The following is a 12,269-nucleotide window of genomic DNA, read 5'->3' as shown; positions in this document are numbered from 1 at the left end:
GAGGCCGGGGCGGCGCCGGCGTAGGGTCGCGGCCGTGGATCTGCTCCGACACCTGCGGCACTTCGTGGTGGTCGCACACGAACTGCACTTCGGGCGGGCCGCCGAGCTGCTCGAGATGGCCCAGCCGCCGCTGAGCCAGTCGATCCAGAGGCTCGAACGGGAGCTGACCGTCGAGCTGTTCGACCGATCCCGCCGCCAGGTACGCCTCACCACCGCCGGAGAGCTGCTGCTCGGCGAGGCGGAGGAGCTGCTCGCCGGCGAGGGTCGACTCCGCAGCCTGATGGGCCAGGTCCGCGCCGGTGAGCTGGGCGTACTCCGGGCCGGCGTGCCACCGGAGACGCCCGCCGTGACGCTGCGCTCGCTGCTGGACGGGCTCACCGCGCGGGCGTCCGGCCTGGACGTGGAGCTGCACGAACTGACCACCGCCGAGCAGGTGCGGATGCTCGCCGAACGGACCCTGGACGTGGGGCTGGTACACCACCCGGTGGCGGCGGACGGGCTGCGCTTCGGCGCCCCGGTCGACGTACCCCTGGGGGTGTTGCTGCCGCGCACCTCGCCGCTGGCCCGCGGCCGTGCGGTGACGCTCGCGTCGCTTGCCGGTCTGGACCTGGTGGCCGCGCCCCGCGCCACCGCCCCCGGCTGGCACGACCACCTGCTGACGCTGTGCCGGCAGCACGGTTGGCGCCCGGCCCGGGTACGCCCGGCGCGCAACCCGGAGTTCCTCTGCGGGCTGGTGCTGGCCGGCGGCGGCGTGGCCGTGGAACCCGCGGCGGTGGCCCGCCGGGAACCCCGGATGGCGTGGCGGCCGATCGTCGACGCACCGCTGGCGAAGCGCACCTCGGCGGCCTGGCCGAGCCGGTCGGCGCACCCGGCGGCGGCGATGTTCGGCCAACTCGCCGCGGAGGTGCTCGCCGCCGCCGAGCCCACCGCGCCCGCGCCGCCCGCGACGTCGGTGCCGGCCGATCGGCCGTGGCCGGTGCTGTTCGACACGACCGGGTGAGCCGGCCCGCCGTTGCGTTCGTCACCCCCGGTTGGGCGGTGGATCGTCCACCCGCAAGGGTATGGATGACAGGTAACGAAGACGCGAAGGAGCCGCAGTGGCAATCACGATTCCCGACATCAGCCTGAACGACGGCACCACCATTCCGCAGCTCGGCTTCGGGGTGTTCCAGATCGAGCCGAAGGACACTGTCGCGGCCGTGACCACCGCGTTGGAGGTGGGCTACCGGCACATCGACACCGCCGAGATGTACGGCAACGAGGCCGAGGTCGGCGAGGCGGTGCGCATGTCCGGGCTCGACCGGGGCTCGGTCTACGTCACCAGCAAGCTGAGCAACGCCTTCCACCGCCCCGACGACGCCCGCAAGGCGTTCGAGTCGACGCTCTCGGCGCTGAAGATGGACTACATCGACCTGTTCCTGATCCACTGGCCGCTGCCGACCCTGTACGACGGCGACTACGTGTCGACCTGGAAGGTCCTGGAGGAGTTCCAGCGCGACGGCCGGGCCCGTTCGATCGGCGTGTCGAACTTCCAGGTGTCACACCTGCAGCGACTGGCCGACGAGGCGAGCGTCGTGCCGGCGGTCAACCAGATCGAGGCGCACCCGTACTTCACCAACGACGAGGTCCGCGCCTACGGCCGCGAGCACAACATCCTCACCGAGGCGTGGTCGCCGATCGCGCAGGGCAAGGTGCTCGACGACCCGACGGTGGTCGACATCGCCGGGCAGCTCGACCGGACCCCGGCGCAGGTGGTGCTGCGCTGGCACGTGCAGCGCGGCGACATCATCTTCCCGAAGTCGACCACTCCGAAGCGGATCGAGGAGAACACCCGGATCTTCGACTTCGAGCTGGACGACGCGGCGATGGAGCGGATCACCGAGCTGGGCAAGGGCGAGGCCGGCCGGCAGGGCCCGAACCCGGACACCTTCGCCTACCTGCCCAACTGACCTGACCCGCCGACCCGTCGGCGGTGATGTTCCGGTGAGCGCCATACCTCAGAGTCATAGTTATGACTCTGAGGTATGGCGCTTTTCGGGGTCCGGGGCCGGACGCGGGGCGGTCAGGTCGAGCTGCCAGTCGTTGGCACGCATCAGCCGCCCCGGCGGATACTCGAAGTTGGTCTCGCCGAGCAGCGTGAAGCCGGCCTTGCGGCACACCGCGTTCGAGGCGGGATTGCCGACCGAGGGGTAGGCGTGGGCGTAGTGCCGGTCCCGTCGGGCGCGGGCCACGTCCACCACCGCCCGCACCGCGTCGGTGGCCAGGCCCTTCCCCCGGTACGCGGGCAGCACCGCCCAGCCCAGCTCGTACACCTGTTTGTCGCGCCACTCGCGGGCCCAGTAGCCGACGCTGCCGACCCGCGTGCCGTCCGACAGCACCAGGGTGAACATGCACCCCTGCCCGGTGTCGGCGAAGTGCACGTACCTGTCGTGCCGGGCGAGCACCTGCTCGTCGGTCTCCGGGCCGCCGGTGTGCTTGCGCGTGTCCGGTGAGTTGAGCTGCCGCAGCAGGTCGAGGTCACCCTCGTACCACGGCTCGATGTGCACCTGCGTCATCCCGCTCCCCTGTTCGTCGACCCCAGTCAAGCCGACCCGTGCGACATCTAGCCCCGAATCGGTGCCCGCTAGATCGGATCTAGCGGGTTTTCTGTCGCCACCTCGCGCCTTCACCGTGGAAGGGGGGTGGCGATGACACAGTTGCGGATCGCCGTGATCGTCGGCAGCACCCGGGAGGGGCGGGTCGGTGACCGGCTCGCCACCTGGTTCGTCGAGCAGGCCGCACGGCACGACGACCTGGCGGTGACGGTCGTTGACCTGACCGGGTACGACTTCCCGGCCGCCTACCCCGCCGAGCCGACCGCGCCCATCCGGGCGTTCGTCGGTGAGGTGGGCCGGGCGGACGCGTTCGTCGTGGTCACCCCCGAGTACAACCACAGCTTTCCGGCACCCTTGAAACAAGCCATCGACTACGCGTACGACGAGTGGCAGGCCAAACCGGTCGGCTTCGTGTCGTACGGCTGTCGCTCCACCGGCCTGCACGCGGTCGACCAACTACGTACCGTCTTCACCGCACTACACGCGATGACGGTACGCGACGTCGTCGGGATCGACCTGCTCGCCGGCGACCCGACCGCCCACTGCACGGACGAGCTGCGCCGCGACGTCGGCGTCCTGCTCGACCAGCTGCGGTGGTGGGGCCTGGCACTGCGCGACGGCCGGGCGGCTCGACCCTACGTCTCCTGAACACGCCCACCACGAAAGGTAAGGATCATGAGTAGACGCACCACCGGCCTGGCCATCGAGGCCGAGGGTCTCACCCGCTCGTTCGGGGACACCAGGGCGTTGGCCGGCATCGACCTCCAGGTGCCCGCCGGCACCGTCTACGGCCTGCTCGGCCCGAACGGGGCGGGTAAGACCACAGCGGTCCGGGTGCTCGCCACACTGCTGCGCCCCGACGGCGGCTCGGCGCGGGTCTTCGGCCACGACGTGGTCACCGAGGCCGACAAGGTCCGCTCCCGGGTCAGCCTCACCGGCCAGTACGCCTCCGTCGACGAGGACCTGACCGGTACGGAGAACCTGGTGCTCCTCGGTCGCCTGCTCGGCCTGCCCAAGCCGGCCGCCCGGGAGCGCGCGGCGGCCCTGCTTGCCGCGTTCGGTCTGACCGAGGCGAGTGACCGCCAGGTGAAGAAGTACTCCGGTGGGATGCGGCGACGCATCGACATCGCGGCCAGCATCCTGAACACCCCGGACCTGCTCTTCCTCGACGAGCCGACGACAGGTCTCGACCCGCGCAGTCGCAACCAGGTGTGGGAGATCGTCCGGGCGGTGGTGTCGCACGGCACGACGGTGCTGCTGACCACCCAGTACCTCGACGAGGCCGACCAACTCGCCGGGCGGATCGCGGTCGTCGACCACGGCCGGGTGATCGCGGAGGGCACCCCGGGTGAGTTGAAGTCGTCGATCGGCTCCGGCACCGTCCACCTGCGACTGCGCGACCCCGCACAGCGCCCCGAGGCGGAGCGGGTGCTGCGGGAGGCGCTCGACGTGCCGGTGCAGCTCGCCGCCGACCCGGTGGCGTTGACCGCCCGCGTCGGTGAGGCCGGCACCGACCTCGACGCCAGCGCCCAGGCCGCTCGGGTACTCGGTGACCTGGCTCGCGCCGGCATCGTCGTGGACAACTTCTCCCTCGGCCAGCCCAGCCTGGACGAGGTCTTCCTGGCCCTGACCGACCACCCCGCCGTGCCGACCGACGAGCGCGACGACGAGCTGGAGGCAGCCCGATGAGTGACACCACGACAAGCACGACCGAACGGGCGCCGTCCGTCTACGTGCCGTCCGCCGAGGCGCTGGCGACAGTGCTCGCGCCCGGTGCCCGACCGCCCCGGCCGACCGCGCTTGGCGCGTCGCTCACCTTCGGCTGGCGGGCCATGCTGAAGATCAAGCACGTGCCGGAGCAGCTCTTCGACGTGACCGCGTTCCCGATCATCATGGTGCTGATGTTCACGTACCTGTTCGGTGGCGCCCTCGCCGGCAGTCCGCGCGAATACCTGCAGTTCTTCCTGCCCGGCATCATGGTGACGAGCGTCGTCATGATCACCATGTACACCGGCATCGGCCTCAACACCGACATCGAGAAGGGCATCTTCGACAGGTTCCGGACGCTTCCCGTCTGGCGCCCGGCCGCCCTGGTCGGCATGATCTTCGGCGACGTGCTGCGCTACATCCTCGCCGCCGTGGTGATCCTGGGCCTCGGGCTCGTGCTCGGGTTCCGCCCCGAAGGTGGGGTGGTGGGGGCCGCCGTCGGGATCGGCCTGCTGGTGGTCTTCTCGTTCGCGTTCTCCTGGGTGTGGACGTTCTTCGGGCTGATCCTGCGCAGCGAGAAGTCGGTGATGGGGGTCAGCATGATGGTGCTGTTCCCGCTGACGTTCCTGAGCAACGTCTTCGTCGAGCCGAGCACCATGCCCGGCTGGCTCCAGGCGTTCGTGAAGGTCAACCCGGTGACGCAACTGGTGGCGGCGATCCGCGGAGCGATGAGCGGCGAGTCGGACCCGGCAGCCACCATGTGGCTACTGCTGTGGAGCGCCGGCTTCGTCCTCATCTTCGGCACCCTGACCATGTACCGATACAACCGCCGCTAACAGCCCCGCCCCGCGCCGGCCCAACCCCGCCCGGCTTCGTCGATCATGGAGTTGTGGTGCCCGCCTTGGCGCTGTAAAGGCGCTTTGTCACCCACCACAACTCCATGATCGACGCGGCGACGCTCCCGCGATCTTGCACTTTCTGTTCCGACATATGTGGCAGAGCACCCCGAACCGGCGACCGAAAGTGCAAGATCGCGGAGGGGTGGGGCTGGGGTGGGGAGGGGTGGGGAGGGGTGGGCTGGGGTTCGGGGGTTAGAGGCGCCAGGGCGGCGGGGTGGACGGTAGGTAGCGGCAGGTGGTGCCCGTGGAGACGGAGTCGCGTAGGTGGCTCGCCAGGGTTGGGTGTCGACTGTCGAGTTTGCGCAACGTGTCACGAATCCGCGCGGTCACCGTCTTGCGGGCCCGCTCGGTCTCGTCGCCCAGGCGGCGACTCCGGCCGGCGAGGCCCGCTGCGGCACGCAGTTCGTCGAGCAACGCGCCCCGCTCAGCGTCCAGCTTGGACACCTTCCGGTCGTCGTCGCGGGCGGCGGCCCGGTCGATCTCCTCGTCGAGGCGGGCCAGGTGCCGTCGGTAGCGGGCCTTCGCCTCGTCGTCGAGCACCGGGTCGGCGCCCATCCGGCGGGCGGCGACCAGTTCCGGCCCGGCGGCCGGGTCGAGCAACTCCACCGCTGGCACGTCACTGCCCGGCCGGCTGAGCAGCAGGTGCAGGTCGTGCAGGCCCTTGGCGTCGGGCAGGTGCACGACGGCACCGTCGTACGCCAGTTGCCAGACCGGCCCGTCGCGCCGAAACGCGTACCCCTCGATGGTCGCCGCGACCGGCGCGGCCCGACCGGGCGCGACGACCCTGCCTGACTCGACCGCCAGGCCCCAACCAGCAACCTGCTCCGACCCGACGGCCTGGCCCGACCCGGCACCCCCGCCCGACCCGACGTGCTGGTCGGGACGGTCGGGGTCCGTGGTATCCGGGGCGGCGAGCCGGTGAAGCACCTGCGTCATGCCGAGGGCTGTCGCCTCCCGAATGGTGGCCGCGCGCAGCGCGGTCGACGCCGTCGAGTCACCGGGGTGACCTCGGCCGGCGAGGGCGTGCACGAGACCGGTGCGGGCGAGCAGCGACCAGGGTCGGGAGCCCATCCGGTCGGCGGAATCCCGGGCGGTGGTGAAGCCGGCGATGGCGTCGTCCCAGCGTTTCTCAGCGAGGTCGATGAGCGCGAGCCAGTGGTCGACCGGGCCGCTGATATCGCAGCCGAAGAGCCCCACCGCCCACTCGCCACGGTGTCGGGTGAGCGCGGCCCGCGCGGCAGCGCAGCGCTGCGGGTCGGCGGACGCGGCGGCGACCTGCGCGCGGAGTCGGAGCCAGAGCGGTGACACCGGGCGCGGGTACCGGATGGCGGCGTCCTCGATGCCGGCGGTCACCCGGACCGCCGTCTCACCGTCGCCACGCTCCGCCGCGGTGATCGCCCGCAGCAGCTCCCGGTAGGGGTAGTCGGTCGGGGCCAGCCCGTCCACGAGAGCGGCGGCCTCGGTGACGCGGCCCTGGAGCAGCAGCCGGGACCAGCGCAGGTGATGGCGCATGAAGCCGAACTCGGCGTGGCTCGGGTCGGCCTGGTCGGTGAGGACGGCGAAACGCTCGTCGGCAGTGACGAAGTCGCCGCGGAACGCCGCGATGATGCCGCTGTCGACGGCCGCCGCCATCCGGTGCCGGGCGAAGTCGCCCTGCTGTTCGGCGTCGACGAAGGTGGTGAACTCCTCGACGAATCGAGGGTCGCCCAGCTCCAGCAGCGCCACCCAGCGCAGCGAGGTGGCCCACAGCTCGGTCTCCCGGTCGCCCGTCCGGCGGGCCACGTCCCTGATCTCGTTGGTGAGCGCGGCACGGGTCCCGGCGGTGCCGAGCCCCCAGGTCGTGTCGTGGCGGGCCCAGAGGCTGAACGTCAGCGCCTCGTCGTCCTGCCCACGCCGGGCGATCGTCTCGCTGGCGGTGATCAGATCCGCGACAAGGGCGCCGACCGTCGCGGTGGCGTCCGGCTCGCCGATCAACCTGCGGTACGCCTCGCGCACCAACTCCGCCGCCTCGATCGACTGGGCGGTCTCCACCTGGCGGGCACGGTTGACGGTGAGGGCGACCCGGGCCAACAGCACCGGGTCGTCGAGTGAACGGGCCAGCGTGGCGGCCTCGGTCAGCAGTCGCACGGCCTCTTCCCGGCCGGAGTGGTGGTAGTGCGACTCGGCGAACTCGACGAGGACCCGCACTCGCTGTGCCGGGTCTTCGACGACCTCGAGGGCTCGACGGAAGTGCACCGCTGCCTCGTCGCCGGCCAGCCGGGCGAACGCGTCCCGCCCGGCGGCGACCAGCAGCGTGGCCACCCGGGCCTGGTCCAGCGTGGAGCGGGCGAGGTAGGCGTGGCGGGCGAGGTCGGCCGGGATCAGCCGGTCGGTCAGCTCCCTGAGGGCGTCGACCGCCCGGACGACCGCGCCGTGCCGGGCCTGCCGGCCGTCGTCGGTCAGCCCGTCGTAGAGGGTTTCCCGGACCAGATCGTGGGCGAAGGCGAAGCGGCCACCGCCCCGGGCCACCACCAGTCGGGCGGTCACCGCCCGGTCGAGCAGCCGGTCGACCTGCGCCACCGGGGCGGGCGTGCACGCCGCGAGGACCTGACGGTGGAACTCACGCCCCAGCACGGCGGCGACGGTCAACGCCTCGACCACCGCGGCGGGCAGTTGGGCCAGGCGGCGGCGCACGGCCTCCCGTACGCCGGGGGCGATCGTGCCGACCGCATCGTCGGCGTGCCAGAGCCGCGCGGTCTGCTCGACGAAGAACGGGTTGCCGCCGGTGCGCCGGTGCACCTCGTCGACCAGGCTGGCCCCTGGCGCCCGGCCGGCGGTCCGGGTCATCAGCGCGGCCACCTCGTCGCGGGAGAGGCCGGTGAGGGTGATCGTGGTGGCCTTGGCGACCAACGGCATCAGCAGTGGGCGCAGTGGGTGTTCACCCGACTCGACCTCGGCGTCGCGGTAGGTGCCGACAAGCAGGAGCTGCTCGAACCAGGTGTGCTGCGCGGCGAAGCTCAGCAACCGCAGTGAGGCCGGGTCGGCCCAGTGCAGGTCGTCGAGGACGACCACGACCGGCCGGTGCTGGGAGACGGCGACAAGCGCGGCGGTCACCGCGTCGTAGAGCGCGAAGGCCTCCTGGTCGGCGACATCCGGGCCCGGGTCGACGCCGGCCCAACCGACGAGGCGACCGGTCTGCTCGCCGCCGGTGCCGGACTGGCCCAGCAGCGCCGCGAGGGCGGGCTCCGCGGACTGCCGTGCCACTGCCCAGTCGTCGGCGGACCGCTGTAGACCGCGCAGCACCTGCACCCAGGGCCAGTAGCCGGGGGCGCTGTCAGAATCCCAGCAGGCGGCCCCGAGCACCAGCGCCCCTCGCTGCCGGGCCTCCCGGACCGCCGACGTGACGAGGGTCGTCTTGCCGATGCCCGGCTCGCCGGTGACGAGGACGAAACCGCCGTGGCTGGTGGTGGCGCGATCCAACTCGGCGCGCAGCAGGCCCGCAGGGTGATTCCGCCCGATGATGGCGTCGTCGAGCGCGTCCATGGTTCCCAGACGGTACTGGAACCGTCCGACAATGCGGGCGGGTTAACCGGACGGACGCTTCGCCGGGCCTCGCTCCGGAAGCAAGTCCTTTGGAGCTGATGTCGTAAACGAGTCGCCCACTGCGCTCCCTATGATTCCCTATACTTCCCTGTTGAGGTAGTATAGGGACCGATGAAGGAAGACATGTACTCGGTCGAGCAGGTGGCCGACCGGCTCAACCTGCACGTGCGGACGGTGCGCGGCTACATCCGCTCGGGGCGGCTGCGGGCGGTGCGGATCGGTAAGCAGTACCGGATCGCGGCACGCGACCTCGACGCCCTCACCGGGCAGACCCCGGTCGCCACCCGGGTCGGCGGGCAGGTCGAGGTGTCGAGCATCGTGCAGATCGACGGCGTCGACCGGGCCGCCGCCGAACGGCTCGGCACGCTCGTGCTCACCAGCGCCAACACCGCCCACGACCAGGCCCACCCGTTGCGGGTGCAGACGGTGCACGACGAGGAACGCCACCGCATGAAGATCATCATTCTGGGCGACCCGGCCGCCACCGCCGAGCTGCTGCGCCTGCTCGACGCCGTCCTCGACGCCGACAACGGCCTGTTCAACCAGGAGGTTCGTGATGCCTGACGAGATCCAGCAACGCGCCGGGGTGCCGGTGCTGGTCTGCGACCCGGCGGGGCCGCCGCTGACCACCGAGCAGGACGCACTGGACCTGATCGGTGCGGCGTTCCTCGGCGCCCAGGTGGTGGCCGTGCCGGCCACCCGGCTCGACGATCGCTTCTTCTCGCTGGGCACCCGCTTCGCCGGCGACGTGATGCAGAAGTTCGTCAACTACCGGGTGCGGCTGGCCGTCGTCGGCGACATCTCGACGCAGCTCGCGGGGAGTTCCGCATTGCGCGCGCTTGTGCACGAGTCGAACCAGGGCGAGCAGATCTGGTTCGTCCCCGACCTCGACGCGCTCGACGCACGCCTGAGCACCGCCCGATAGCCACCTCACCGGCGGGGCACGACGGCCATCTCCACCTCGTCCGGCTCCACTCCCCTGCCCCGAGCCTGCTCCGCAGCCCAGCGCAGATAGGCCAGCCACTCCTCGGATGACCACCCGTTGCGGCGGCCGACACCCGCCTCGGCCGGGAGGTGGCTGGCCACCACACGGTCGAGGATCAGGGGTTGCACGCCGCAGGCCCCACGCCGGTAGCCGACGAAGTAGAGGACCTTCGTGAACAGGCCCGGCCCCAGCCACGGCAGACGGGCGTGATCGGGGTCGCGAAAGCGGCGGTACGCCGTACGCAACGCGCCCTCGTCGGGTGCCGGGCCGGACACCTCCTCAAGCGCGTACGCCAGGCGTTTGCCCTCGGGGTCGGCGTCGAGCGACCTGGCGGCGCGCCACGGGCCGTACCCGATGGGTCCGTAACCCCAGGCCAGCACGGCGGTCAGCAGGTGGCGTGGGGTCGCGGTGCCCGCGCGGTACGCCTCGGCCACCGCGAAGACGTCGCGCCGCCAGAGCACGCCACTGGCCGGAAGGATGTCGGGCCACGCATCCGGTGGCAGCCCCACCCGCCAACGATCCACCCGCACTGTGACCGGGGCTCGCTCGTCCGGCATCGGGCTACGCATGGTCGGCCTCCCCCAGGTCGTTGAGCGGCCCCGGCGCATCCGGGGAACTCCTTCGCTCGAACGCTAGGGCCCGGTGGTCCCGTCAACTGACCGGTGCCGTCATATCGGGGTGTTGACGGCGGACATCATCGGCCGATTTCGCAGCGTCGATTTCCTGCGGCCGAGACATGAAGCACAGCGGCGTGCGATTATCGCACCATGACCGAAACCGGCGACTGGACGACAGTCGGCGAGCAGGTACGCCAGGCACGGCTGGGTGCTGGCCTCTCCCAGGCCGAGCTGGGTGCTCACCTCGGGCTCGACCGCACGATGATCGCCAAGATCGAATCAGGGGTACGACGGGTAGACGCGCTGGAACTCATTCGGCTCGCCAGCTCACTCGACGTACCCCTCGATCATCTGCTCCAGCGACGACCAGCGGTCATCTCGCGCCGATCAGACGTTATCGCCGAGGGCGACGACACGGATGTCGCGAGACGCTCTCAACGACTGGAGGTCACGGTCGCCTCCTGGCTCAGGGACGTCCGTCAACTCCTTGACGCGGGCACCCTCACTCCCCGAGTCCCTGTTCGCTTCGAGGGAAGTATCACCTCAGACGAGGATGCGCGTACCGCAGCTCGCTGGTTGCGGGACGTCCGGGGCCTTGGCACCGAGCCGATTGCCACCCTCATGGACTTCTGTGAGCGCAGCGGCCAGTACGTCCTCATCAGTCACCTGCCGGGGGAGGGCGCCTCGATGGTGGACGGAGACGTGGCGGTGTCGATCGTCAGCGTCGAGGGAGACCCGGGCCGGCGCCGAGCCACCGCCGCCCACGAACTGGGCCACTTGGTCTTGGGCGACGAATACTCCAGCGATCTCGCTGTTCACGTGTCCCGCGCCGACCGGGAAAGTCTGATCAACGCCTTTGCCGCCGAGCTACTCCTTCCGGTCGCCGCGTTCAGTGATGCCGTCGGCCGCACCGCCACTCGGGAAGATCTGATCCGGTTCACTGCGCGCTACCGCACGTCGTGGTCACTCGCTGTACGACAAGCCGAACGCGCTGGTTGGCTCGATACGTCGTCGGCCCGTTGGAGCCGAATCACGCCGACGCGCGCGGAGATAATGGATGCGGTTGGCTGGGCTCCGCAGCCTGATCTCGACGCCATCCGCGTACCACCGGGCTACTCGCACGCGGTCATGGAGGCATGGCGTCGATATCTGGTCTCGGATGCCCGCGCGGTCGAACTTCTGCATGGTCAGATCCGTCTGGACGACCTACCAACGCGCGACGAGACAGATCTGGCACCGTGACCTCCACAGCCCCGGTCCGCGTTCCCCTTCTCGTCTTCGACACGACCGTGCTGCATCACTTCGCCCTCGCCGACCGGCTCGACGTGCTGGCCGACCTGGTCGCCGAGCAGCGAGTGGCCACGACAGCGGTCGTACTCGACGAACTTCGCGTCAACTCCGTGCGGGAGCCCGCTCTTACCGCAGCACTGAATCTTGACTGGGTCGACGTCCTCGCTCTCGACACGATGCGGGAGATCCTCTGCTTCTCCGACTGGGTTCGCCGGATCGGGGCCGGCAGACGGGACCTGGGCGAGGCGACGGTGTTCGCCGCGGCGGAGATCCACGGCGGTACGGCCGTCACGGATGACCGCACGGCTACCAAGGTGGGTCGGGCCTACGGGCTCGCGGTGCACGGCACCATCTGGTTGCTTGCTGACAGGTGCCGGTCCGGCAGACTCACCGAGGTCAACGCCGGTGCGATCGTCGACGCCCTCCGGGCAACGCAGCATCGGCTGCCGTGCAGCGGGGCCGAGTTCCCCTCGTACGCCCGGAAGGCGGGCCTACTCCCGCTCGCATCGGCGCAGATACCGAGTCCGGCACGACCATCGACAGGTCCGCCAGCCCGGACGCATGACTAGCGTCTGAGCAGTCGGCGGTGTGGCCG

Annotated in this window: 12 protein-coding genes; 9 read left to right on the top strand and 3 right to left on the bottom strand. The window is 70.8% G+C overall.

The genetic code is table 11. From position 1 onward, the window contains the following. Positions 1 to 34: 34 nt before the first annotated feature. Together ACWER9_RS08675 and ACWER9_RS08670 are read left to right on the top strand one after the other, a co-directional pair. Positions 35 to 1,000 (top strand): LysR family transcriptional regulator, encoded by a 966-nt coding sequence (locus tag ACWER9_RS08675; protein ID WP_452301220.1) that lies wholly within the window; start codon positions 35 to 37, stop codon positions 998 to 1,000. A 97-nt stretch (positions 1,001 to 1,097) separates the two neighbouring features. Beyond that, complete coding sequence (locus ACWER9_RS08670) at positions 1,098 to 1,949, top strand: aldo/keto reductase (protein ID WP_452301219.1); 852 nt, start codon at positions 1,098 to 1,100, stop codon at positions 1,947 to 1,949. A gap of 60 nt (positions 1,950 to 2,009) precedes the next feature. On the opposite strand, the gene ACWER9_RS08665 is transcribed toward ACWER9_RS08670, so the two are convergent. Further along, positions 2,010 to 2,555: a GNAT family N-acetyltransferase gene (locus tag ACWER9_RS08665; protein WP_452301218.1), complete on the bottom strand. Its 546-nt coding sequence runs from the start codon at positions 2,553 to 2,555 to the stop codon at positions 2,010 to 2,012. A 132-nt stretch (positions 2,556 to 2,687) separates the two neighbouring features. Between ACWER9_RS08665 and ACWER9_RS08660 the strand changes: the two genes are divergently transcribed. From ACWER9_RS08660 to ACWER9_RS08650, 3 genes are read left to right on the top strand one after another with little or no spacing between them, the layout of a single operon-like run. After that, on the top strand, positions 2,688 to 3,242 hold the full coding sequence (locus tag ACWER9_RS08660) for an NADPH-dependent FMN reductase (protein WP_452301217.1): 555 nt from the start codon (positions 2,688 to 2,690) through the stop codon (positions 3,240 to 3,242). A 27-nt stretch (positions 3,243 to 3,269) separates the two neighbouring features. Next, positions 3,270 to 4,283, top strand: coding sequence for an ATP-binding cassette domain-containing protein (locus tag ACWER9_RS08655; RefSeq protein ID WP_452301216.1), 1,014 nt, complete (start codon positions 3,270 to 3,272; stop codon positions 4,281 to 4,283). Beyond that, positions 4,280 to 5,137: an ABC transporter permease gene (locus ACWER9_RS08650; protein ID WP_452301215.1), complete on the top strand. Its 858-nt coding sequence runs from the start codon at positions 4,280 to 4,282 to the stop codon at positions 5,135 to 5,137. Before ACWER9_RS08655 ends, ACWER9_RS08650 begins: the two co-directional genes overlap by 4 nt. A 255-nt stretch (positions 5,138 to 5,392) precedes the next feature. On the opposite strand, the gene ACWER9_RS08645 is transcribed toward ACWER9_RS08650, so the two are convergent. After that, a complete protein-coding gene (locus ACWER9_RS08645) occupies positions 5,393 to 8,722 on the bottom strand; it encodes an ATP-binding protein (RefSeq protein ID WP_452301214.1) in 3,330 nt (1,109 codons plus the stop codon). Positions 8,723 to 8,893: 171 nt separating this feature from the next. On the opposite strand from ACWER9_RS08645, the gene ACWER9_RS08640 reads away from it, so the two are divergent. Continuing rightward, complete coding sequence (locus ACWER9_RS08640; RefSeq protein WP_452301213.1) at positions 8,894 to 9,346, top strand: helix-turn-helix domain-containing protein; 453 nt, start codon at positions 8,894 to 8,896, stop codon at positions 9,344 to 9,346. Next, the gene (locus ACWER9_RS08635; protein WP_452301212.1) at positions 9,339 to 9,707 is read left to right on the top strand and encodes a DUF4180 domain-containing protein; all 369 of its coding nucleotides are present in this window, start codon (positions 9,339 to 9,341) and stop codon (positions 9,705 to 9,707) included. The genes ACWER9_RS08640 and ACWER9_RS08635 overlap by 8 nt, the downstream gene beginning before the upstream one ends. A gap of 5 nt (positions 9,708 to 9,712) precedes the next feature. Here the strand turns inward: ACWER9_RS08635 and ACWER9_RS08630 are convergent, their stop codons facing one another. Continuing rightward, on the bottom strand, positions 9,713 to 10,336 hold the full coding sequence (locus ACWER9_RS08630; RefSeq protein ID WP_452301211.1) for an 8-oxoguanine DNA glycosylase OGG fold protein: 624 nt from the start codon (positions 10,334 to 10,336) through the stop codon (positions 9,713 to 9,715). 198 nt (positions 10,337 to 10,534) lie between these two features. Here ACWER9_RS08630 and ACWER9_RS08625 point away from each other — a divergent pair, with 198 nt between their 5' ends. Together ACWER9_RS08625 and ACWER9_RS08620 are read left to right on the top strand one after the other, a co-directional pair. Beyond that, positions 10,535 to 11,626 (top strand): helix-turn-helix domain-containing protein, encoded by a 1,092-nt coding sequence (locus ACWER9_RS08625; protein WP_452301210.1) that lies wholly within the window; start codon positions 10,535 to 10,537, stop codon positions 11,624 to 11,626. Then, positions 11,623 to 12,243, top strand: coding sequence for a hypothetical protein (locus tag ACWER9_RS08620; RefSeq protein ID WP_452301209.1), 621 nt, complete (start codon positions 11,623 to 11,625; stop codon positions 12,241 to 12,243). The genes ACWER9_RS08625 and ACWER9_RS08620 overlap by 4 nt, the downstream gene beginning before the upstream one ends. Positions 12,244 to 12,269: the final 26 nt, after the last annotated feature.

The organism is Micromonospora sp. NPDC003944, from assembly GCF_053605225.1.
Note: the sequence above shows the minus strand (reverse complement) of the source record. Positions and strands in the feature narration are given on the sequence as shown.

Coding starts and splice junctions, on each gene's coding strand:
- ACWER9_RS08665 (WP_452301218.1), bottom strand. CDS start 2,555: ATGACGCAGGTGCACATCGAGCCGTGGTACGAGGGTGACCTCGACCTG.
- ACWER9_RS08660 (WP_452301217.1), top strand. CDS start 2,688: ATGACACAGTTGCGGATCGCCGTGATCGTCGGCAGCACCCGGGAGGGG.
- ACWER9_RS08655 (WP_452301216.1), top strand. CDS start 3,270: ATGAGTAGACGCACCACCGGCCTGGCCATCGAGGCCGAGGGTCTCACC.
- ACWER9_RS08650 (WP_452301215.1), top strand. CDS start 4,280: ATGAGTGACACCACGACAAGCACGACCGAACGGGCGCCGTCCGTCTAC.
- ACWER9_RS08645 (WP_452301214.1), bottom strand. CDS start 8,722: ATGGACGCGCTCGACGACGCCATCATCGGGCGGAATCACCCTGCGGGC.
- ACWER9_RS08640 (WP_452301213.1), top strand. CDS start 8,894: ATGAAGGAAGACATGTACTCGGTCGAGCAGGTGGCCGACCGGCTCAAC.
- ACWER9_RS08635 (WP_452301212.1), top strand. CDS start 9,339: ATGCCTGACGAGATCCAGCAACGCGCCGGGGTGCCGGTGCTGGTCTGC.
- ACWER9_RS08630 (WP_452301211.1), bottom strand. CDS start 10,336: ATGCGTAGCCCGATGCCGGACGAGCGAGCCCCGGTCACAGTGCGGGTG.
- ACWER9_RS08625 (WP_452301210.1), top strand. CDS start 10,535: ATGACCGAAACCGGCGACTGGACGACAGTCGGCGAGCAGGTACGCCAG.